19 protein-coding genes and 1 pseudogene are annotated in these 18,395 nt (G+C 73.1%); 14 read left to right on the top strand and 6 right to left on the bottom strand.

The window, feature by feature from the left end; all coding sequences use genetic code 11:
* Positions 1-96 precede the first annotated feature (96 nt).
* Positions 97-501 (bottom strand): heme-binding protein, encoded by a 405-nt coding sequence (locus AB0I79_RS23925; RefSeq protein WP_357876394.1) that lies wholly within the window; start codon positions 499-501, stop codon positions 97-99.
* Positions 502-608: 107 nt separating this feature from the next.
* Positions 609-1,838 (bottom strand): ROK family transcriptional regulator, encoded by a 1,230-nt coding sequence (locus tag AB0I79_RS23920; RefSeq protein ID WP_357876392.1) that lies wholly within the window; start codon positions 1,836-1,838, stop codon positions 609-611.
* A gap of 23 nt (positions 1,839-1,861) precedes the next feature.
* Here AB0I79_RS23920 and AB0I79_RS23915 point away from each other — a divergent pair, with 23 nt between their 5' ends.
* The 10 genes from AB0I79_RS23915 to rbsK all read left to right on the top strand — a co-directional run bounded on the left by AB0I79_RS23915 (position 1,862) and on the right by rbsK (position 12,857).
* Positions 1,862-3,145 carry an MFS transporter gene (locus tag AB0I79_RS23915; RefSeq protein ID WP_357876390.1) on the top strand — a complete coding sequence of 428 codons (1,284 nt, stop codon included), beginning with the start codon at positions 1,862-1,864 and terminating at the stop codon, positions 3,143-3,145.
* Positions 3,146-3,326: 181 nt separating this feature from the next.
* Positions 3,327-4,358: a LacI family DNA-binding transcriptional regulator gene (locus AB0I79_RS23910; protein ID WP_357876388.1), complete on the top strand. Its 1,032-nt coding sequence runs from the start codon at positions 3,327-3,329 to the stop codon at positions 4,356-4,358.
* Positions 4,355-5,269, top strand: coding sequence for a sugar ABC transporter permease (locus AB0I79_RS23905; protein WP_357876386.1), 915 nt, complete (start codon positions 4,355-4,357; stop codon positions 5,267-5,269). The genes AB0I79_RS23910 and AB0I79_RS23905 overlap by 4 nt, the downstream gene beginning before the upstream one ends.
* Complete coding sequence (locus AB0I79_RS23900; RefSeq protein ID WP_357876384.1) at positions 5,266-6,084, top strand: carbohydrate ABC transporter permease; 819 nt, start codon at positions 5,266-5,268, stop codon at positions 6,082-6,084. Before AB0I79_RS23905 ends, AB0I79_RS23900 begins: the two co-directional genes overlap by 4 nt.
* 9 nt (positions 6,085-6,093) lie before the next feature.
* Positions 6,094-7,404, top strand: coding sequence for a sugar ABC transporter substrate-binding protein (locus AB0I79_RS23895; protein ID WP_357876382.1), 1,311 nt, complete (start codon positions 6,094-6,096; stop codon positions 7,402-7,404).
* Positions 7,405-7,409: 5 nt separating this feature from the next.
* Complete coding sequence (locus AB0I79_RS23890; protein WP_357876380.1) at positions 7,410-8,462, top strand: ADP-ribosylglycohydrolase family protein; 1,053 nt, start codon at positions 7,410-7,412, stop codon at positions 8,460-8,462.
* A 6-nt stretch (positions 8,463-8,468) separates the two neighbouring features.
* Positions 8,469-9,512 carry an ADP-ribosylglycohydrolase family protein gene (locus tag AB0I79_RS23885; RefSeq protein ID WP_357876378.1) on the top strand — a complete coding sequence of 348 codons (1,044 nt, stop codon included), beginning with the start codon at positions 8,469-8,471 and terminating at the stop codon, positions 9,510-9,512.
* Positions 9,509-10,648, top strand: a complete 1,140-nt coding sequence (locus tag AB0I79_RS23880) for an ADP-ribosylglycohydrolase family protein (protein ID WP_357876376.1) — start codon at positions 9,509-9,511, stop codon at positions 10,646-10,648. The genes AB0I79_RS23885 and AB0I79_RS23880 overlap by 4 nt, the downstream gene beginning before the upstream one ends.
* Complete coding sequence (locus AB0I79_RS23875) at positions 10,645-11,976, top strand: ADP-ribosylglycohydrolase family protein (protein ID WP_357876374.1); 1,332 nt, start codon at positions 10,645-10,647, stop codon at positions 11,974-11,976. Before AB0I79_RS23880 ends, AB0I79_RS23875 begins: the two co-directional genes overlap by 4 nt.
* On the top strand, positions 11,973-12,857 hold the full coding sequence (gene rbsK / locus AB0I79_RS23870; protein WP_357876372.1) for a ribokinase: 885 nt from the start codon (positions 11,973-11,975) through the stop codon (positions 12,855-12,857). Before AB0I79_RS23875 ends, rbsK begins: the two co-directional genes overlap by 4 nt.
* Positions 12,858-12,902: 45 nt before the next feature.
* On the opposite strand, the pseudogene AB0I79_RS23865 reads toward rbsK, so the two are convergent.
* Positions 12,903-13,121, bottom strand: a pseudogene (locus AB0I79_RS23865) (NUDIX domain-containing protein); the annotation flags it as partial.
* A 56-nt stretch (positions 13,122-13,177) separates the two neighbouring features.
* Between AB0I79_RS23865 and AB0I79_RS23860 the strand changes: the two are divergent.
* Positions 13,178-13,387 (top strand): hypothetical protein, encoded by a 210-nt coding sequence (locus AB0I79_RS23860; protein ID WP_357876370.1) that lies wholly within the window; start codon positions 13,178-13,180, stop codon positions 13,385-13,387.
* A 47-nt stretch (positions 13,388-13,434) separates the two neighbouring features.
* Here the strand turns inward: AB0I79_RS23860 and AB0I79_RS23855 are convergent, their stop codons facing one another.
* Positions 13,435-14,130 carry a FadR/GntR family transcriptional regulator gene (locus AB0I79_RS23855; RefSeq protein WP_357876368.1) on the bottom strand — a complete coding sequence of 232 codons (696 nt, stop codon included), beginning with the start codon at positions 14,128-14,130 and terminating at the stop codon, positions 13,435-13,437.
* Positions 14,131-14,339: 209 nt separating this feature from the next.
* On the opposite strand from AB0I79_RS23855, the gene AB0I79_RS23850 reads away from it, so the two are divergent.
* Together AB0I79_RS23850 and AB0I79_RS23845 are read left to right on the top strand one after the other, a co-directional pair.
* On the top strand, positions 14,340-16,001 hold the full coding sequence (locus tag AB0I79_RS23850; RefSeq protein WP_357876599.1) for a 2-isopropylmalate synthase: 1,662 nt from the start codon (positions 14,340-14,342) through the stop codon (positions 15,999-16,001).
* Between the two features lie 15 nt (positions 16,002-16,016).
* Positions 16,017-16,523 (top strand): hypothetical protein, encoded by a 507-nt coding sequence (locus tag AB0I79_RS23845; RefSeq protein WP_357876366.1) that lies wholly within the window; start codon positions 16,017-16,019, stop codon positions 16,521-16,523.
* Here AB0I79_RS23845 and pyrF read toward each other — a convergent pair.
* Positions 16,514-17,338: an orotidine-5'-phosphate decarboxylase gene (gene pyrF / locus AB0I79_RS23840; RefSeq protein ID WP_357876364.1), complete on the bottom strand. Its 825-nt coding sequence runs from the start codon at positions 17,336-17,338 to the stop codon at positions 16,514-16,516. The two genes, AB0I79_RS23845 and pyrF, sit on opposite strands and share 10 nt — an antisense overlap.
* Before the next feature lie 117 nt (positions 17,339-17,455).
* Between pyrF and AB0I79_RS23835 the strand changes: the two genes are divergently transcribed.
* Positions 17,456-17,932, top strand: a complete 477-nt coding sequence (locus AB0I79_RS23835) for a hypothetical protein (protein WP_357876362.1) — start codon at positions 17,456-17,458, stop codon at positions 17,930-17,932.
* Positions 17,933-18,006: 74 nt separating this feature from the next.
* On the opposite strand, the gene AB0I79_RS23830 is transcribed toward AB0I79_RS23835, so the two are convergent.
* Positions 18,007-18,366 carry a hypothetical protein gene (locus AB0I79_RS23830; protein ID WP_357876360.1) on the bottom strand — a complete coding sequence of 120 codons (360 nt, stop codon included), beginning with the start codon at positions 18,364-18,366 and terminating at the stop codon, positions 18,007-18,009.
* Positions 18,367-18,395 lie beyond the last annotated feature (29 nt).

Raw genomic sequence — 18,395 nt, 5'->3', positions numbered from 1 at the left:
TCTCTCCTCGGGGAGTTAACGTTCGGGTTCTGTTACCCGTGGTGCAGTGGCTAATCATGGCGGATACCAGCGGTTCGTGTTGCGGAAAGCGCCCGCTCAGCGTGCGCCCCACACCGATGCGGCCGCTTCCGCGCACGCCACGTCCTGCGTGATCGTGCCTCCGCTGACCCCTACGCCGCCGACCACGCGTTCTCCCTCACCGTAACCGGACCACAGCGGAACGCCACCGCCGACGCACACGAAACCGGCCCCCGCCAGGCCCGCCAGCTCACCTCCTGGAACAGTCAGCGCGGGCAGCTCGGAGGTGGGCCTGCGCAGGGCGACCGAGGTGTACGCCTTGCCCTGCGCGAGGACCGGCCCGGAGATCTCCGCACCCTCCATACGCTGGAAGGACACCAGATTCCCGCCCTCGTCCACGACCGCGACGGAGACCGCCGCGCCCTCCCTGAACGCCTGCTTCAGAGCCGCTTCCGTCATGCGGAGCGCGAGTTCGAGATTCACGCGATCTTCCCTCGGATCATGATGGTGCAGCGCCTTGGACCCTTCCATCCGTACAGTCCTCCGGCGGGCCCCTGCAAGATCACCTAGGTGACCGCGGAAGGGAGGCGTTATGGCGCGCTATCCCCGTCCAGGGTGGAATGCGTCACACTTTGCCGGTCGGGCGTGTCGCGAGCCTGGTCAGGGTGGTTTTTGCGCCAGGCTTCAAGACCTCCGGTCGTGAGGAAGGCGTCGAAGACCGACTCCATGGCGCCCAGGAGCGAGCCCCGCCAGCCGAGCGCCGAGCCCTCGATCCGCGGCGGGTGGTCGCGGCGGATCGCCATCAGGCCGGGCTCGCAGGCCGCCAGAAGGGCCTCACCGGCCCGCTCGCGCAGCTCCACGCCGTGTCCGGACAGGGTCACCACCTCGGGGTCGTGGGCGTTCACGAGGGCCGCTATGCCGCTTCCCAGGGCCTTTGCGGTCGCCGTGACCGCCTCCTCGCTCGTGGCCAGCACCCGCTCGGCCTGCTCCCTGCCCCTGCCGCCGCCGTAGGCCAGGCCGACGTGGCGCAGCAGGGCGTTCGCGCCGACGTCCATGCCCCAGCAGCCGATCGCGCCGCACGGGCAGCGGCGCTCGCCGCCGCCGATGCGCATGTGGCCGAACTCGGCGCCGGCGCCGCTCGCCCCGGCGACCGCGTGGCCGTCCAGGACCAGCACGCCGCCGAGGTCGAAGTCCACGTGCAGGTGCACGCCGACCCGGACGCCGCGCAGCTTGCCCCTGCGGGCCTCGGCCAGGGCGGCCAGGACCGTGTCGTTGCCGACGAAGAGCGGTGCCCCGAGGCTCCCGAGCAGGGCGGGGACGTCGACCGAGCGCCAGCCGAGGTGGGCGATGTCCACCAGGCCGCCGTGGCGGATCGGCCCGGCGAGCGCCACCCCGACGCCGGCCACGCGGCGGGCGAGCCGGCGGCCGTGCTCGGCGATGGCCTCGCCCAGCGGTCCCAGCGTGCCCTCCGGCGTGCCGTCGTGGGGCCGTACGGCCAGCACCGTGACGCGCCCGCCCAGCTCGCACGCCGCCAGTTCCCAGGCGTCCTCGCGCACGTCCACGGCCAGCGCGACGGGCCCGTGCGGATGCGGGCCCGGCACCTGCGTCGGCCGGCCGCGCGTGTGCTCGGGGGCCGGCTCCTCGTGCAGCAGCCCGTCCTCGGCCAGCCCCGAGACGAGCACGGAGGCCGTGCCCCTGGCCAGGCCGAGCTCCCGGGTGAGCTGGGACCTGGTGCGGGTGGCCCCGCAGTCGTGTACGGCGCGCAGCAGCCTGACCCGGTTGTGCGCGCGAAGCTCCCCGCTGGTTGTGGCTCCATTCACGTTTCACAGTTTATGCTCTAGCCGTGAACAAAACCCCCATTGAGGCAAAACGCGCTCGTGTCGGTGTTTTCGGATTCTTCTTCCTGGCCGGTTTCGTCATGGGGCTGTGGGCCGCGGGCCTGCCGTCGCTGAACGACCGCCTCGAGCTCGGCCCCGCCAGGCTCGGCAGTGTCCTGCTGCTGATCTCGGGCGGGGCGCTGGTGTCCATGCTGGCGGCGGGGCCGCTGGTGGACCGGTGGTCCAGCCGGCGGGTGTGCTGGTTCGCCGGGCCGTTCTCCGGTGTGGTGCTGCTCGGGCCCGCGCTGGCGCCCTCGTACTGGTCGCTGGCGGCGCTGGCGGTGCTGTTCGGCATCGGGCTGGGGGTGACCGAGGTCGCCATGAACGCCCACTCCGTCGAGGTCGAGCGGGTCTACAAGCGGCCGATCATCTCGGCCTTCCACGGCGTGTGGAGCCTGGGCGGGGCCGCCGGCGGCGGGCTCACCTCGCTGGCGCTGCAGGGCGGGGTGGACGCGCAGTGGCTGCTGATCGCGGCGGCGGTCGTGGTGCCGTTCCTGTACCTGCCGGCGGCGTACCTGCTGCTGCCTGAACCGCCCGCGCACGAGTCCGCCTCGCCGTCCGGCGGGTCCGCATCGGACGGGTCCTCGCTGCGCTGGGGGCTGATCGCGCTGCTGGGGCTGGCGGCGTTCGCGGGGCACCTGAGCGAGGGGGCGGCCATCGACTGGGCCGCGCTGCACGCGCGCTGGGTGCTGGAGACCGATCCGGCCATGGCGCCGCTGGCGTACACGATCTTCTCCGTGGCCATGACGACCTTCCGGCTCCTGGGGGACCCGATCAGGGGACGGCTCGGCTCCGTGCGCACGATCCAGCTCGCCGGCGTCTTCGCCACGCTCGGGTACGCCCTGGTGCTGGCGTCGCCGTTCGTGGGGGAGCCGCTGCGGGTGGTGTGCGCGTGGACCGGCTGGGCGCTGGCCGGGGTGGGGCTGGCGACCGTCGTGCCGGTGCTGTTCAGCGCCGTGGGGGCCGCCGGTGGGCGGGTCGGGCGGGCGCTGGCGATGGTGACGGCGTTCGGGTACAGCGGGCTGCTGCTGGGGCCCGCGGTGCTCGGGTTCGTGGCCGAGCACGCGTCGCTGCCGGTCGCGCTCGTCATCCCGGCGGTGATGGCCGCCGTGGTCACGCTCACGGGCTCGCCCGCCATCCGCTCCCTGCTGCGGCTGTCCACCGCCCCGGCGCCGGCCGTGGTCCCCTCCGGGGTCCGCTCCGGCGACGAGCCCGTCCCTGACGGCGAGCCCCAGCCCGCACGCGACTGAGCGGCCCGGCGCGCCCGTGCCTCGCGGCCAGGCGCGCCGGAAATTTGCGTTCATAGCCTCTGACCTGGTGTTATGCGATCGTGACTTGACCCGCAAGTTACATCCATGTTTCATGTCCCCAATCCGTAAACGTTTACAGCCATCGTCCCGTAAACGTTTACATCCAGTTGGAAGGACAGCCTTGGCCGACGGACCCACGATCAACACGATCGCCGAGCGCGCGGGCGTCTCGATTGCCTCCGTCTCGCGGGTGCTGAACGGCCTGCCGACCAGGCAGGAGACCGTGCGCAAGGTGATGGCCGCCGCCGACGAGCTCGGCTACGTGCGCAACGCCGTGGCCAGGTCGCTCAAGTCGCGCCGCACCCACCAGGTCGCCTTCGCCATGGCGGACGTCGGCAACCCCGCCTACCTGGCCATGCTGCGCCAGATCCAGCCCGTGCTGAAGGCCGCCGGCTACCGGCTCGTGCTGCACTCGACCGACGCCGTCGTGGCGGACGAGATCGACGTGCTGCACAGCCTGGGCGAGCGGTACGTGGACGGGCTGATCATGAGCCCCCTGCGCGTCACCGAGGCCCACCTGGAGATGCTGGCGACGGCCAGGGCGCCCGTCGTGATCATCGGCTCGGTGCCCGAGGGCACGCGGGTGGACAACGTACGCGCCGACTCGCGCACCGGCGTGCGGCTGGCGGTCGACCACCTCTACGCGCTCGGCCGCCGCCGCATCGCGATGATCAACGGCCCGCTCGACACCGTCCCCGGCGCCGCCCGCGGGGCCGCGTACCGGGAGGCGCTGGAGGACCTCGGCCTGCCGTACGACGAGAACCTCGTGCAGATCGGCGACTTCTACCGCCCGGAAGGGGCGCAGGCCGTGGCCGCGCTGCTCGACCGGGAACCCGGCGTGGACGCGCTGATGTGCGCCAACGACCTGATCGCGCTCGGCGCCCTCGACGTGCTGCGCGCGTCGGGCAAGCGGGTGCCCGAGGACGTGGCGGTGGTCGGCATGGACGACACCGACCTGGCCGCGGCCTCGTGGCCGTCGCTGACCAGCGTCTCGCTCGGCTCGGCCGAGCGCGGCAAGGCCGCCGCCGAGCTGCTGCTGGAACGGCTGCGGGGAGTCGAAGGCGAGCCCAGGGTGGTCACCGTGCCCCCGCGCCTGGCCGTGCGCGCCTCCACCGCGGGCCCCGGCTACGAGAGAGAGGAGGGCGGACGGTGACGGCGACCGTGACACGACCGGCACCGCCGCGAGGACCGCGGGCCAGGCGCCGCGGCATCTCCCGCCAGACGCGGGAGATGTGGGTGCTGATGCTGCCGGCCCTGGTGCCGGTCCTGCTGTTCAGCGTGGGCCCGCTGCTGTACGGCATCGGCCTGGCGTTCACCGACGCCCGCAACACCCGCGTCCACCAGACCGAGTTCGTGGGCCTGGAGAACTTCACCCGCCTGCTGACCGACGACGAGTTCTGGTCGTCGTTCCAGATCGGCGCCATCTGGGCCGTCTCCGTGACCGTGCTGCAGTTCCTGGCCGCGCTCGGCCTGGCGCTGCTGCTGAACGAGAAGCTGCGCTTCAGCGGCCTGGCCAGGGTGCTGTCGGTGGTCCCGTGGGCGATGCCGCCGGTGGTCATCGGCCTGATGTGGAAGCTCGTCTACCACCCCGACGCGGGCGTGCTGAACGACCTGCTCGGCACCGACGTCAACTGGCTGGCCGACTTCTCGCTCGCGCTGCCCGCGATCATCGTGGTCGGCATCTGGGCCGGCATGCCGCAGACCACGGTCGTGCTGCTGGCCGGCCTGCAGAACATCCCCAAGGAGCTGTACGAGGCCGGCGAGATGGACGGCGCGGGCACCTGGCGGCGCTTCTGGAACATCACGCTGCCGCAGCTCAGGCCGGTGATCGTGGCGATCACCTCGCTCGACTTCGTGTGGAACATCAACCAGTTCGGCCTGGTGTACGTGCTCACCCAGGGCGGCCCCGGCGGCCGCACGCGGCTGCCGATGCTGTTCGCCTACGAGGAGGCGTTCAGGTACCGCATGGCCGGTTACGCCTCGATGCTCGGCCTCGCCATGGCGATCGTCGTGCTCGCGGTGCTCGGGCTGTACCTGTGGCGGCAGATGAGGGAGGCCAAGTGAGACGCGCATCGCAGTACGTCGCGCTGGTGGCGTACGTCGTCTTCCTGGCGTTCCCGCTGGTGTGGCTGCTGTCCACGGCGCTGAAGACGCCCCAGGAGATGGCGCTGACCGAGCCGACGTGGATCCCGCGCGAGCCGACGCTGGCCAACTTCGGCGACGCGTTCGGCGAGCAGGACCTGGTCGGCGCGTCGCTGCGCAGCCTGGTCGTGGCGCTGTTCGCGAGCGTGATCACGGTGCTGATCTCGCTGCCCGCCGCCTACGCCATGGCGCGCTACCGCGGCCTGATCAACAAGATCGCGATCGGGTGGGTGCTGGTCAGCCAGGTGTTCCCGTTCATCCTGATCATCATCCCGCTCTTCATGATCCTGCGCGACCTCGACCTGATCAACACGCTGCCGGGGCTGGTCGTCGTGCACGTGACGTTCACGCTGCCGTTCGCGCTGTGGATGTTGCAGGGGTACGTGCGCGCGGTGCCGCGCGAACTGGAGGAGGCGGCGGCCGTGGACGGCGCGAGCCGGCTGCGCTCGATCGCGAGCGTGGTCGCCCCGCTGCTCGCGCCCGGCGTGGTGGCCACGCTGCTGTTCTCCTTCATCTCGTCGTGGAACGAGTTCATGTTCGCGCTGGTGATCCTGCAGAACCCCGACGTCATGACGCTCCCGCTCACGCTGGTGAGGTTCACCGGCCCCGAGGGGGTGGCCAGGCTCGGCCCGCTGGCCGCGGCGTCGCTCATGGCGACGATCCCGAGCCTGATCTTCTTCGCAATCATTCAGCGGCGGCTGAAGTCCGGCCTGATGGCCGGCGCCGTCAAGGGCTAGGAGGCTCATATGCGAATCACGTCCGCTCTGGCGGCTGCGGCGGTCCTCACGCTCGCCGCCGCGTGCGGCGGGGGAGGTGGCGGCAGCGAGTCGTCGTCGTCCCCCAACGAGCCGGTGAAGATCGATTTCCTCAGCCTGGCGTGGCAGAAGGAGTCCGTCGCCGCGAACAAGCAGCTCGTGGACGAGTGGAACAAGGCCAACCCCAACATCCAGGTCACCTACGTCCAGGGGAGCTGGGACAACGTCAACGACCAGCTCGTCACCCAGTTCGCCGGCGGCACCGCGCCCGACGTCATCCACAACGACTCGCCCGCGCTGTCCGGCTTCGCCTCCGACGGTTACCTGCTGGACCTGAAGGACAAGCTGCCGGCCGAGCTCAAGAGCGACATCCCGCAGACCGCCTGGGACACCGTCACCTTCGGCGACGGCAAGGGCGGCCAGGGCGTGTACGGCGTGCCGTTCCTGCAGGAGTCGCAGGTCATCATCGCCAACAAGAAGCTGCTGGACGAGGCCAAGGTGCGCATCCCCACCGCGGACAACCCGTGGACCTGGGACGAGTTCTCCGAGGCCGCCAAGAAGATGACCAAGGGCGAGTCGTACGGCGTGGCCTGGGCCATGAAGTCGCCCGTCAACAAGACCCTCAACCTGGCGCTCAACTTCGGCGGCACCTTCTTCCAGACCGGCGCCGACGGCAAGACCACCGTCAAGGTCGGCCCGGAGGAGCGCGAGGTGCTCCAGCGCATCCACGACCAGCTCTACAAGGACAAGTCCGCCGACCCCGACGCGCTCGGCCAGGGCACCGCCGACCCGCTGCCCGCCTTCTACAAGGGCAAGTTCGCGCTGCTGCCCGCCGGCGTCTACCTGCGCCAGCAGGTCGTCGAGCAGGCTCCCGACGGGTTCGAGTGGGTCACGCTGCCCGCGCCCAAGGGCACCAGCGCCCAGCAGGGCGCCGTCTCGCAGACGCTGTCGATCGCGCAGGAGAGCGAGCACCCGGACGAGGCCATGAAGTTCATCTCGTTCTTCCTGAACGGCGCCAACCAGGCCAAGCTCGCCAAGGGCGACTGGCTCCTGCCCACCTCCCAGAAGGCCGCCGCCGACCCGGCGATGACCACCGAGGAGAACGGCTGGGACGTGGCCACGGCCTCCGCCAAGAACCTGGTGGTGGCGCCGTTCCTGAAGGTGAACGGGTTCGACGAGTGGAAGAGCAAGGTGGCGACCCCCGCCCTGCAGGAGTACTTCGCCAATAAGATCACCATCGACCAGGTGGCGGCGAAGCTGGTCGAGGACGGGAACAAGGTGTTGGAGCGTTACCAGCGGTGATTGTCGTGCGGGAGAGGGCCCGGGGGTGCCTGCTCGGCCTGGCGGCCGGCGACGCCCTCGGCGCCCCGGCCGAGAACCTCACGCCGCAGGAGATCCGGCGGCGCTGGGGGCGGCTCACCGAGATCGAGGGCGGGGGGACCGATGACACGGAGTACGCCATCTTCGCCGCCTCCCTGCTCGTCCGCCACGGCCACACGCTCACCCCGGCGGACGTGGCCGCCGCCTACCGCTCGCAGATCATTCCTCGCGTGACGGGCCCGATGCGCGGCGCCGGCTTCTCCGAGCTCGGCACCATCGAGGCCCTCCGCCGCGGCCTCCAGCCCCCGCTGACGGGGCTGGCCCACTCGCACGGCTGGTCGGACGGCCTGGCCATGCGCGCCGCCCCCTACGGCGTCTTCTGCCCGGGGGACCCGGCGGAGGCGGCCCGGCTCGTGGAGCAGGACGGGCTGGTCAGCGGCTCCGGCGAGGGAATCCTGGGCGGCCGCGCGGTCGCCGGCGCGGTGGCCGCCGCCATGGGCGGCGCCTCGCCCCGCGAGGTGGTGCTGGCCGCCCTGTCGGTCATCCCGGCCGACTCGTGGACGGCCAGGAACGTGGTGCGGGCCTGCGAGGTGCTGGGGTGGTCCCCCGCCGCGTCCGATGGGACGCATTCCGGTGCCGCGTCCGGTGGGGCGCATTCCGGTGCCGCGCCCGGCGGGGCGCATTCCGGCGCCGGTGCGGTGGACGTGGCGGCGGAGGTCGTCGAAGCCCTGCACCGGGCCGTGGTCGTCCAGCACTACCCCTGGACCGATGTCGCCCCGGAGGCCGTCGCCCTCGCCATGGCCGCGTTCCTGGCCGGGGACGGCGACGTCGAGGCGGCCGTGACGTTCGGGGTGAGCCTGGGCAGGGACGCCGACACGATCGGCGCGATCGCCGGGGCCATCGCCGGGGCGAGCCGGGGCGAGCGGGGCGTCCCGGCCCGATGGGCCGCCAGGATAGGCCCCGTGACGGGCAAGTGCCTGCCCGTCGTGGCCGGAAGACACGTGCTGGACGTCGCCGACGAGCTGGCGGAAGGACTGTAGATCACCATGTCGGGGGACAGAATCAGGGGGGCCTTCATCGGCCTCGCCATCGGTGACGCCGTGGGCTGGCCGGCGGCCAGGCATCGCGCGGCCCTGCACGCGCCCTGGAGCCGCCGCCTGTACCGCGAGCTGGACGCGTTCGCCGAGGAGCACCACGTCACCACGCTCCCGGTGCCGTTCGCGCTGAACCAGCCCATCGCGCCGCTCCGGGTGGGCCCGTCCGACGACGCCGAGTGGCTGGCGTGGACGATGCTGACGATCGACCGCCCGCGCGCCGAGGCGTTCAGGGAGCTCACCGCGAGCGATGACGCCGGCGCGGGCGGCGGGGCGGGCACCGCTGCGGGTAACGGCGCAGGCGGCGGCCGGACCGGCGGCGGCCCGCGCGTCAGGGCCCGCATCTCCGTGGCGACCGCGCTCGACAACCTGGCCAAGGGCGTCGAGCCGCCCGCCTCCGGCCACGACAACCCGCACCACTTCGATGACGCCGCCGCCATCCGGGCCGTCGCGTACGGGGTCCTGGGGAGGGACCCGACGCAGGACGCCCAGGTGACGAACGCCGGCGACGGCGTGCTGGCCGCCCGGGCCGTGGCCGCCGCGATCGAGGAGGCCGTGACGTCGGGCCGGCCGGGCGCGGCGGTGGAGGCGGCGCTCGCCGTCCTGCCGGAGGACACCGCCATCGGCCACAACGCCCGCCTGGCCCTGGAGGTCGCCAGGAAGGCGGGCGACCCGTTCGGCGCGATCCCCGCGCTGGACGCCGCGCTGCTCGACCACGTCTACAGCTACGGCGTGGGCGCCGCGCAGACCGTCCCGGTGGCGCTCGCGCTGGCCGAGGCCGCCGCCGGCGACCTCACCAGGGCCGTCCCGGCGGCGGCCTGCCTGGCCCCGCTGGCCGACTCGGCTCCCGCGCTCACTGGAGCGCTGGCCGGGGCGTGCGGCGGGTACGAGGCGATCCCGGAGGGGTGGACCGCCTCGGCCCGCACGCTGGCCGGCTGCTGCCTGCCTGACCTGGCGGGCCGTGATCTGATCGAACTACTGGAGGGAATCGCATGACGCCGCTTGAGGACAGAGCCACTGGCTGCGTGGCGGGGGCGGCGGTCGGTGACGCGCTGGGCGGCGCCACCGAGGGCTGGACTCCCGAGCAGATCGTGGAGCGGTACGGGGGCCGCGTCGAGGGCATCGTGCCGCCGTTCAACGAGGACTGGCGCAACGCCCGCCCCATCGCCCCGTACCACAAGGGCGACGGCCACATCACCGACGACACGCTGATGACGCACGCCCTGATCCGCGTGTACGAGAAGACCGGCGGCCACCTGGACGCGTACGCGATGGCCGAGCACCTGGTGCCCGAGCTGATGGGCGAGCGGCGCTGGATCCCCGAGCTGGAGGCCGAGGCGCTGCCCCTGCAGCGCATCTTCCTGGCCGAGAAGTGGATCGTGGCCCGGCTGCACTACGGGCACGCCGACCCCCGTGAGGCCGGCGTCGGCAACATCGTGAACTGCGGCGCCGCCATGTACGTGGCCCCCGTCGGCATCGTGAACGCCGCCGACCCCGACGCCGCCTACGCCGAGGCCATCGAGCTGACCGGGGCGCACCAGTCCAGCTACGGCCGCGAGGCCGCCGGCGTGATGGCCGCCGCCGTGGCCGAGGCCATGCGGCCGGGCGCCACCGCCGACTCCGTGGTGGGCGCCTGCCTGCGCCTGGCCAAGGACGGTACGAGGGCCGCCATCGAGGCCGTCTGCGAGACCGCCGCCGGGCTGGGGCACTGGGACGGCTCGTTCGAGGCGCTGCGCGCCGCCGTGCGGCCGTACGACACCGTCGCCGACACCTACCGCGACCAGGGGCTGGGCGCGCGCAGGCCGAGCCGGGTGCACAGCATCGAGGAGCTGCCGCTGGCGCTCGGGTTCCTGCTGATCGCCAAGGGCGACTTCCGCGACACCGTGCTGGGCGGGGTGAACTACGGGCGCGACGCCGACTCGATCGCCTCCATGGGCGGGGCCATCGCGGGCGCGCTCGGCGGCCTGTCCTGCGTGCCGCAGGAGTGGGTGGCGCAGGTGGGGGCGGCCAGCCGTACGGACCTGGTGGCTCCCGGGCTGGCCATCGCGGAGGTGGCGCGCCGCGTGCACGCCGGCGACCTGGCACGGCGCCGCGCCCACGAGTCCGCCTTCGCCGAGCTCGAGCGCGCATGATCAGGCTCACCTGGGTCCAGCCGGAGGACCTCGTCGGGCACGAGCTGCGCCAGGCAGCCGAGGACGGCCGCGACGTCCGGAAGATCGCGGCCCGCTGGCACGCGGCAGGCGGGCACGACGCGCCGCCGCGCGCGGGCGCCTCGGAACCGGGCGCGGCGCGGCTGCGCGGGCTGGCGGAGGAGCTGCTGGACGAGCTGGCAGCCATCCCGTCACCGCTGCCCGAGCCGTCGGACCTGCCGGGCATCATCGCCGCCTGCCCCGCCTGGCCCGCTCCACGGCAGGCGGGCGTGGCAGTGGATCCTGCGCGGGTCCTCGGTGCGTGGCTGGGGCGGGCGGCCGGGTGCGTGCTGGGCAAGCCCGTGGAGAAGATCCCCAGGCAGGGCATCAGGGAGATCGCCGAGGCCACCGGCAACTGGCCGATCCGCGGCTGGTTCACCGCCGAGGGCCTGCCGGGCGACGTCGCCCGCCGCTGGCCGTGGAACCGCCGCAGCGCCGTCAACTCCCTCGCCGAGAACATCGACGGCATCCCCGAGGACGACGACCTCAACTACCCGCTGCTCGCCCTGTCCCTCCTGGAGCGCCACGGCCGCGGCTTCACCACCGAGGACGTGGCCAGGCTGTGGCTCGACGAGCTGCCCGCGGGCCGGACGTTCACCGCCGAGCGCGTCGCGTACCGCAACCTCCTGGACGGCGTCGAGCCCCCGGCCACGGCCACCTACCGCAACCCGTTCAGGGAGTGGATCGGCGCGCTGATCAGGGCGGACGTGTACGGCTGGGTGAACCCGGGCGACCCGGCGGCGGCGGCCGAGCACGCCTGGCGCGACGCCCGGCTCACGCACACCGCGAACGGGATCTACGGGGCGATGTTCGCGGCCGCGATGTGCGCCGCCTCGATGGTGGCCGGCTCCGCGGAGGAGGTCGTGCGGGCGGGGCTGTCGGTGGTGCCCGAGGGGTCGCGGCTGCACGAGGCAGTCCGCCTGGCGGTCGCGGACGCCGCGGGCGAGGACGACTTCGAACGGGTCGTCGACCGGCTCCACGAGCGCCACGGCGCCCTGCACTGGGTGCACACGATCAACAACGCCGCCCTGGTGGCGGCCACGCTGATCCACGGCAGGGGCGACTTCACCGCCACGATCGCCGGAGCGGTCGCCGGGGGCTGGGACACCGACTCCGCCGGAGCGACGGCCGGGGCCGTCGCGGGCGCGCTGAACGGCGGCGTGCCGGAGCGGTGGCGCATGCGTGACAGCCTGGCCAGCAGCCTGACAGGCTTCGACGGGGTGGGTCTTGCCGAGCTGGCCGCCCGTACTCAGGAGATGATGACGTCATGATCTCGGTTTTCGGCAGCGCCAACATGGACCTCGTCGCGTACGTCTCGAAAGCCCCGAAGCTGGGTGAGACGGTCACCGGTCACCGGTTCCGTACCGTGCCGGGCGGGAAGGGCGCCAACCAGGCGATCGCCGCCGCGCGGGCGGGTGGCGAGGTGGCGTTCCTGGGGGCGGTGGGCGACGACGGGTTCGGGGCGGAGATGCGCTCCACGCTGGCCGAGGCCGGGGTCGACGTGCGCGGCCTGCGCCAGGTGCCGGGCCCCAGCGGCATCGCCCACATCATGGTGGACGACGACGGCGCGAACTCGATCATCGTCGTCCCCGGCGCGAACGGCACCATCACCGGCCCCTCCGGCGAGGACCTGGCGGCGATCGCCTCCTCCAGCGTGCTGCTGCTCCAGCTCGAGCTGCCCATGGCGGCGGTCGTGGCGGCGGCGCAGGCCGGCAACGTGGCCGGCGTGCCGGTCTTCCTCACCCCCGCCCCGGCCCAGCCGCTGCCCGCCGAGCTGCTGGAGGCGGTCACGACCATCGTGCCGAACGAGCACGAGGCCGCGGCCATCACCGGCGTCCAGGGGGCGGAGGCCGCCCTGGAGGCGCTGCTGGAGCTGGTGGAGGAGGCCGTGATCACGCTGGGCTCCGACGGGGCGCTGTACGGGTCCAGGTCGGGGGAGCGGCTGCGGGTGCCCGCCGTGAAGGTGGACGCGGTGGACACGACGGCGGCCGGTGACACGTTCGTGGGGGCGCTGGCGGTGGCGCGCACCGAGCGGATGCCCGTGGCCGACGCGCTGAGCTTCGCCGCCACGGCGGCGGCGCTGTCGGTGCAGCGGGAGGGCGCCAGCACCTCGATGCCGACCCGCCGCGAGATCGAGGACGCGCTCGGCTGACCGGCGCTGGTTGGACCACGCGCCCTCGTTCGTGGCCACGGGATCACCGAGCTCGGCGGGGTCCAGCACGTGACCGGTCTCCTCGTACGCCTCGCGCGCCGCCGCCCGCGCGGGCGTCTCGCCCGCCTCGATGCCGCCGCCGGGCAGGTGCCAGGCGGGCTCCTTCGGCCACGGGTCAGGCGGGATGAACCGGAACAGCAGCACCCGGTCGTCCGGGTCGGCCAGGATGATGCGGGCGGTCGGGCGCTGCGTGCGGGAGATCACCCTCGGGACCCTGGCAAGGCTGGTTCGGGCAGTGCCGTCAGGGCAGGTGAGAGGCTATGAGCCAGACATCCGATGAGCTGCCGGAAGCCGTGGGCGGGGTGAGCGGGGAGAGCGACGTGGTCGCCGAGCGCTCGGGCTGCGACACGCCGAGGTCGCGCCGTCCGGTGCCCGCCGACCTGCCCGACGAGCAGGACGAGCCGGAGCCTGAGGAGGAGCCCGGCGACGAGGACGACGAGATCCGCCCTGACGTGGGCCCCACGGGCTGAGGCCGGGGCGGGTGCGGCCGGGCTCGCAGGCGGCGGAAACCGGGCGGTCAGGGGTTCCGGCGGTGGAGCAGGGCCAGGGTCTGCTCCAGCTCCGCCCGCAGGATCTCCTCGGCCGCGTCACCGTCGCCCCGCCGGATGGCCGCCACCAGCCCGGCGTGCGTGCCGTGCCCGGTGTTGGGGTCGTGCTTGCGCAGCTCCAGCATCTCCACCAGGTCGATCAGCCGTTCCCGCAGCGCGGGCGCGAACTCGGCGAACAGGTCCGACAGCACCGGGTTGCGCGCCGCCGCCACGACCGCCGCGTGCAGCGTGATGTCGGCGTCCACGAAGGCCGCGTCGTCACCGGCCGCCGCCCGCTCGCGCCCTTGCAGCGCCGACTCCAGTGCCGCCACGTCCTCGTCGGTACGCCGCCCCGCCGCCAGCCGTGCCGCCTGGGTCTCGACGATCATGCGGACCTCGTACACGTCGGTGATGGCGGCCCGCCGCAGCCGGGCCGGCCAGTCCTCCGCCGGCTCCGTCGCGATCACGAACACCCCCGACCCCTGCCGGGCCTGCACCAGCCCCGCCCCGGCCAGCGCCCGCAGTGCCTCCCGCACCGTCGAGCGGCCCACCCCGAGCGTCCTGGCCAGCGTGTTCTCCCCGGGCAGGCGGGTGCCCACCGGCCACTCGCCCTGCGTGATCTGCTCGCGCAGGTGCTCGGTGGCCTGCTCGACGAGGGGGCTGGGGCGGAGTGAGCCGAGCGGCATGGCGGTGAACCTCTCAGGTTGTCTGAGGACCTGTGTTGTGGTTAGTCTACCCCTCATGACGTCGTACGGTCGCCTCCTTCTTGGCCGCCGCGGCGGGGCCTGACCGGACCGGCACCCCGCCGCGGTGGTTCGGGTGCATGCCGGTCTCTCCGTCACGACCGAGAGGGAAGAAACACGTGTACGACTGGAACCGGCAGCGCCCCAGCAGCATGCCGTACCACCGCTACCGGCCCGCCCACGAGCGCGTCGAGGTGCCGCTGACCGGCCGGGCCTGGCCGGCGCGGCGCATCACCGAGGCCCCGCTGTGGGTGCCCGTCGACCTGCGCGACGGCAACCAGGCCCTGGCCGAGCCGATGGACCCCGAGCGCAAGCGCCGCATGTTCGAGCTGCTCACCGGCATGGGCTTCAAGGAGATCGAGGTCGGCTACCCCTCCTCCAGCCGGCTCGACTTCGACTTCATCCGCCACCTGGCCACGCCGGGCGCCGTGCCCGAGGACGTCAGCGTGGTGGTGTTCACGCCCGCCAGGCACGACCTGATCGAGCGCACCTTCGCCTCGATCGAAGGCATGTCCCGCGTGGTCGTGCACCTCTACACGCCCACCGCGCCCACCTGGCGCGACGTGGTGCTCGGCCACGACAGGCCCGCGCTGCGCGCGCTGATCAGGGACGCCGCCGGGCACATCGCCCGCCTCGCGGGCGACCGCGACATCCGCTTCCAGTTCTCGCCCGAGGTGTTCAACCTCACCGAGCCGGACTTCGTGCTGGAGGTCTGCAACGACCTGACCGCCCTGTGGGACGCCTCGCCCGACCGCCCCGTGACCCACAACCTGCCCGCGACGGTCGAGGTGGCCACGCCCAACGTGTACGCCGACCAGATCGAGTACATGCACCGCCACCTCGACCGCAGGGACGCCGTGATCCTGTCCGTGCACCCGCACAACGACCGCGGCACCGGCGTGGCCTGCGCCGAGCTGGCCGTGCTGGCGGGGGCCCAGCGGGTGGAGGGCTGCCTGTTCGGCAACGGCGAGCGCACCGGCAACGTGGACCTGGTGACGCTCGCGCTGAACCTGCACGCCCAGGGCGTCGATCCGATGATCGACCTGTCCGACATCGACGAGGTGCGCAGGGTCGTCGAGCACTGCAACCGCCTGCCGGTGCCCGAGCGCCACCCGTACGCGGGTGACCTGGTCTACACCGCGTTCTCCGGCACCCACCAGGACGCCATCAACAAGGGCATGGCCCACCACGCCAAGCGGGCCGCCGACCTGGGCGTGCCGCCGGAGCAGGCGCCGTGGGAGGTGCCGTACCTGCCGATCGACCCGGCCGACGTGGGGCGCGGCTACCAGGCGGTCATCCGCGTCAACAGCCAGTCGGGCAAGGGCGGCATCGCGTACCTGCTGCACACCCGCTACGGCCTGGAGCTGCCCCGGCGGCTGCAGATCGACTTCTCGTCGGTCGTCCAGCAGGCCACCGACGGCAGCGGCGAGGAGATCACCGCCGAGCAGCTCTGGGAGCTCTTCCACGCCACCTACCTGGCGCCGGGGGAGATCGGCGCGCTGGCGGACTGGAGCACGGTGGAGACCGGGCCCGGCGCGCACGAGTTCACCGGGACGCTGCGCAACGGCCGCCGGCTGAGCGGCACCGGGAACGGCCCGCTGTCCGCGCTGACCGCCGCGCTCGCCGGCGACGGGATCGACGTGGACATCCTGCACTACGCCGAGCACGCCCTGGACCCCGGCAGGGGCAGCCGGGCCATCGCCTACGTCGAGGCCAAGGTGAACGGCACCACCTGCTGGGGCGCGGCCCAGGACACCTCGGTGCTGACCGCCTCCGTGCACGCGGTGCTGGCCGCCGTCCACCGGGCCGGCTGACCTAGGATCGTCGTCATGTTCGAAGCGAGCGCCGTGCTGCACGTGCTGGAGACGCTCAGGAAGGCGGGCTGCCAGGTCTGGGTGGCCGGCGGCTGGGGCATCGACGCGCTCGTCGGCCGGATCACCAGGGAGCACGCTGACCTCGACCTGCTGCACCGCGTGGAGCAGGAGCCGGCTGTGATCGCCGCCCTGGAGAGCCTGGGGTACGCCGAGCGCACGGAAGGCGTCGTGCCGGGACGGCCCGCCCGTTTCGTCATGACGGGCCCCGGCGGGCGCGAGGTGGACCTGCATCCGCTGCACTTCCGGCCCGACGGCTCGGCGCTCCAGCGGCTCGACGACGGGGGCGGCGCCCTCGCCTACCCGGCCGGCGTCCTCGTCACCGGCGAGATCGCAGGCGTGGCCGTGCCGTGCCTGTCAGTGGCCCAGCAGGTGCACTTCCACCAGGGGTACACCCCCAGGGAGCGCGACCTGCTGGACATGGCGAGCCTGCGCGAGGCGTACGGGATCGCCACTCACTTCTGAGCGGGGGCGCCGGCCGCGAGGTGGGCGGCGCACTCGTCGCGGTAGTGCAGCGTACGGGAGCGCACCAGCTTCGGGTCGGCCAGTACGGCCCGCGACACCGACGGCACGACGGCGTGGCGTACGGACCCGAACAGCCGCGCCACGTCGGCCGGGGTGGCCCCCTGCGCGCCCAGCCCGGGCGCCAGGACGGGCCCGTTGAGGTCGTCCAGCGAGTGCTCCAGCGCGGGCAGCGTGGCGCCCATCACGACGCCGACGGGCCCGAAGGGCGCGTGCCCCGCGTTCGCCGCGGCGGCCCCGGCCAGCACCTGGCCGGCCACGAGCCGCTGCAGCCCGGCCGCCTCCGGGTTGGACGTGCGGGCCAGCACGAACACGCCCGCGTCGTTGGCCATCGCCGAGGTGATCGCGCCCTCCAGCGACCCGAACCCCAGGTAGGGGCTGAGCGTCACGGCGTCGGCGGCCAGCGGGCTGCCCTTGTCGAGGTACGCCTCGGCGTAGGCGGCCATCGTGCTGTCGATGTCGCCCCGCTTGACGTCGAGCAGCACCAGCGTGCCCGCCTCGCGCAGGTCGGCGATGGTGCGCTCCAGGACGGCGATGCCGCGGCTGCCCCAGCGCTCGAAGAAGGCCGACTGCGGTTTGACCACGGCGGCCACGTCGGCCACCGCCTCGACCACCGTGCGGCAGAAGCGCTCCAGCGCCGCGGGGGAGTCGTCGAGCCCCCAGGTGTGGAGCAGGGCGGGGCTCGGGTCGATGCCCACGCAGAGCGGCCCGCACGCGTCGAGTCTGGCTCGCAGGCGGCTCCCGAACGACTCGTTCATCTCAGCGCTCCCGTGGGCGAATGGTCCTCCGGCGACGATATGGTACGCGGGCCGCCGATGCCTAACTGGTGCCTCGCCGAGTCTTCCACGAGTGGCCCGGGGGGTAGATGAGCAGACATGTACGAGATCGCCCACCGCGTGCTGGAGCTGCGCACCGATCCGCCACGGGACGTCGTGGTCACGGTCGGCGTGCCCTACGAGGAACCGACGGGCGAGTGGTCGTGCCCGTACCGGATCGACGGGCTCGACGGATGGGAGCACGAGCGGAAGGTCTCCGGGCTCGACTCGCTGGAGGCGATCGAGCTGGCGATGATCACGGTCAGGGCGGCGGTGACCGGCTCGCACGAGGCCAGGGAGGGCCTGCTGACCTGGGACGAGGAGCAGGCGGGGCAGCGGCCGCGGACGGTGTACGTGAGCGTGGACAGCGCGCGGAACCTGGCCTACATCGCGATGAAGCACGAGATCGTGCCGGGCGAGGCGAGGCGCCAGGTCGTGGCGGAGGACATCGTCCTCGACTACGGCGACGCCGGGCAGCTCCTGGGCCTGGAGCTCACGGACGCGGCCACGCTGCTCCCCGCGGAGCTGCGCATCTGACCGGCCTTCAGCTCTGACCGGTCCTCAGTTCTGACCGGCCCTCAGCTCTGGTCGATCTCAGCTCTGACGGGCGCTCAGCGCGACAGCAGCCACCGCCAGCGCGGCAGCTCCATCACCACCGTCACCACGGCCAGCACGGAGACCAGCGCGGCGGCGAACGCGTGCCAGGCCACCCACGCCGCCGCCACGGCGGCCACCACGTGCAGGGCGACCAGCAGGATCGTCACGACACCCGGCACGGCGACGATCACGCTCCGCTTGTCGCCGGGGGTGGAGAAGACCGTGGGCAGCCCGATCAGCACGATCACCGACAGCACGGCCAGCGGCACGGAGTACGAGGCCAGCGCCCACGGCGTCGCGACCCACGCGACCAGCTCGGTGGCGAACCGGAAGGCGGAGGCGACCCGGTCGTCCGGGCGAGGGGCGGAGAGCACGCGCGTACCCTACCGCCCACCTCTCGGGT

Origin of the sequence: Nonomuraea sp. NPDC050202 (assembly GCF_040656115.1) — a bacterium.
Classification (GTDB): Bacteria; Actinomycetota; Actinomycetes; order Streptosporangiales; family Streptosporangiaceae; genus Nonomuraea.
Note: the sequence above shows the minus strand (reverse complement) of the source record. Positions and strands in the feature narration are given on the sequence as shown.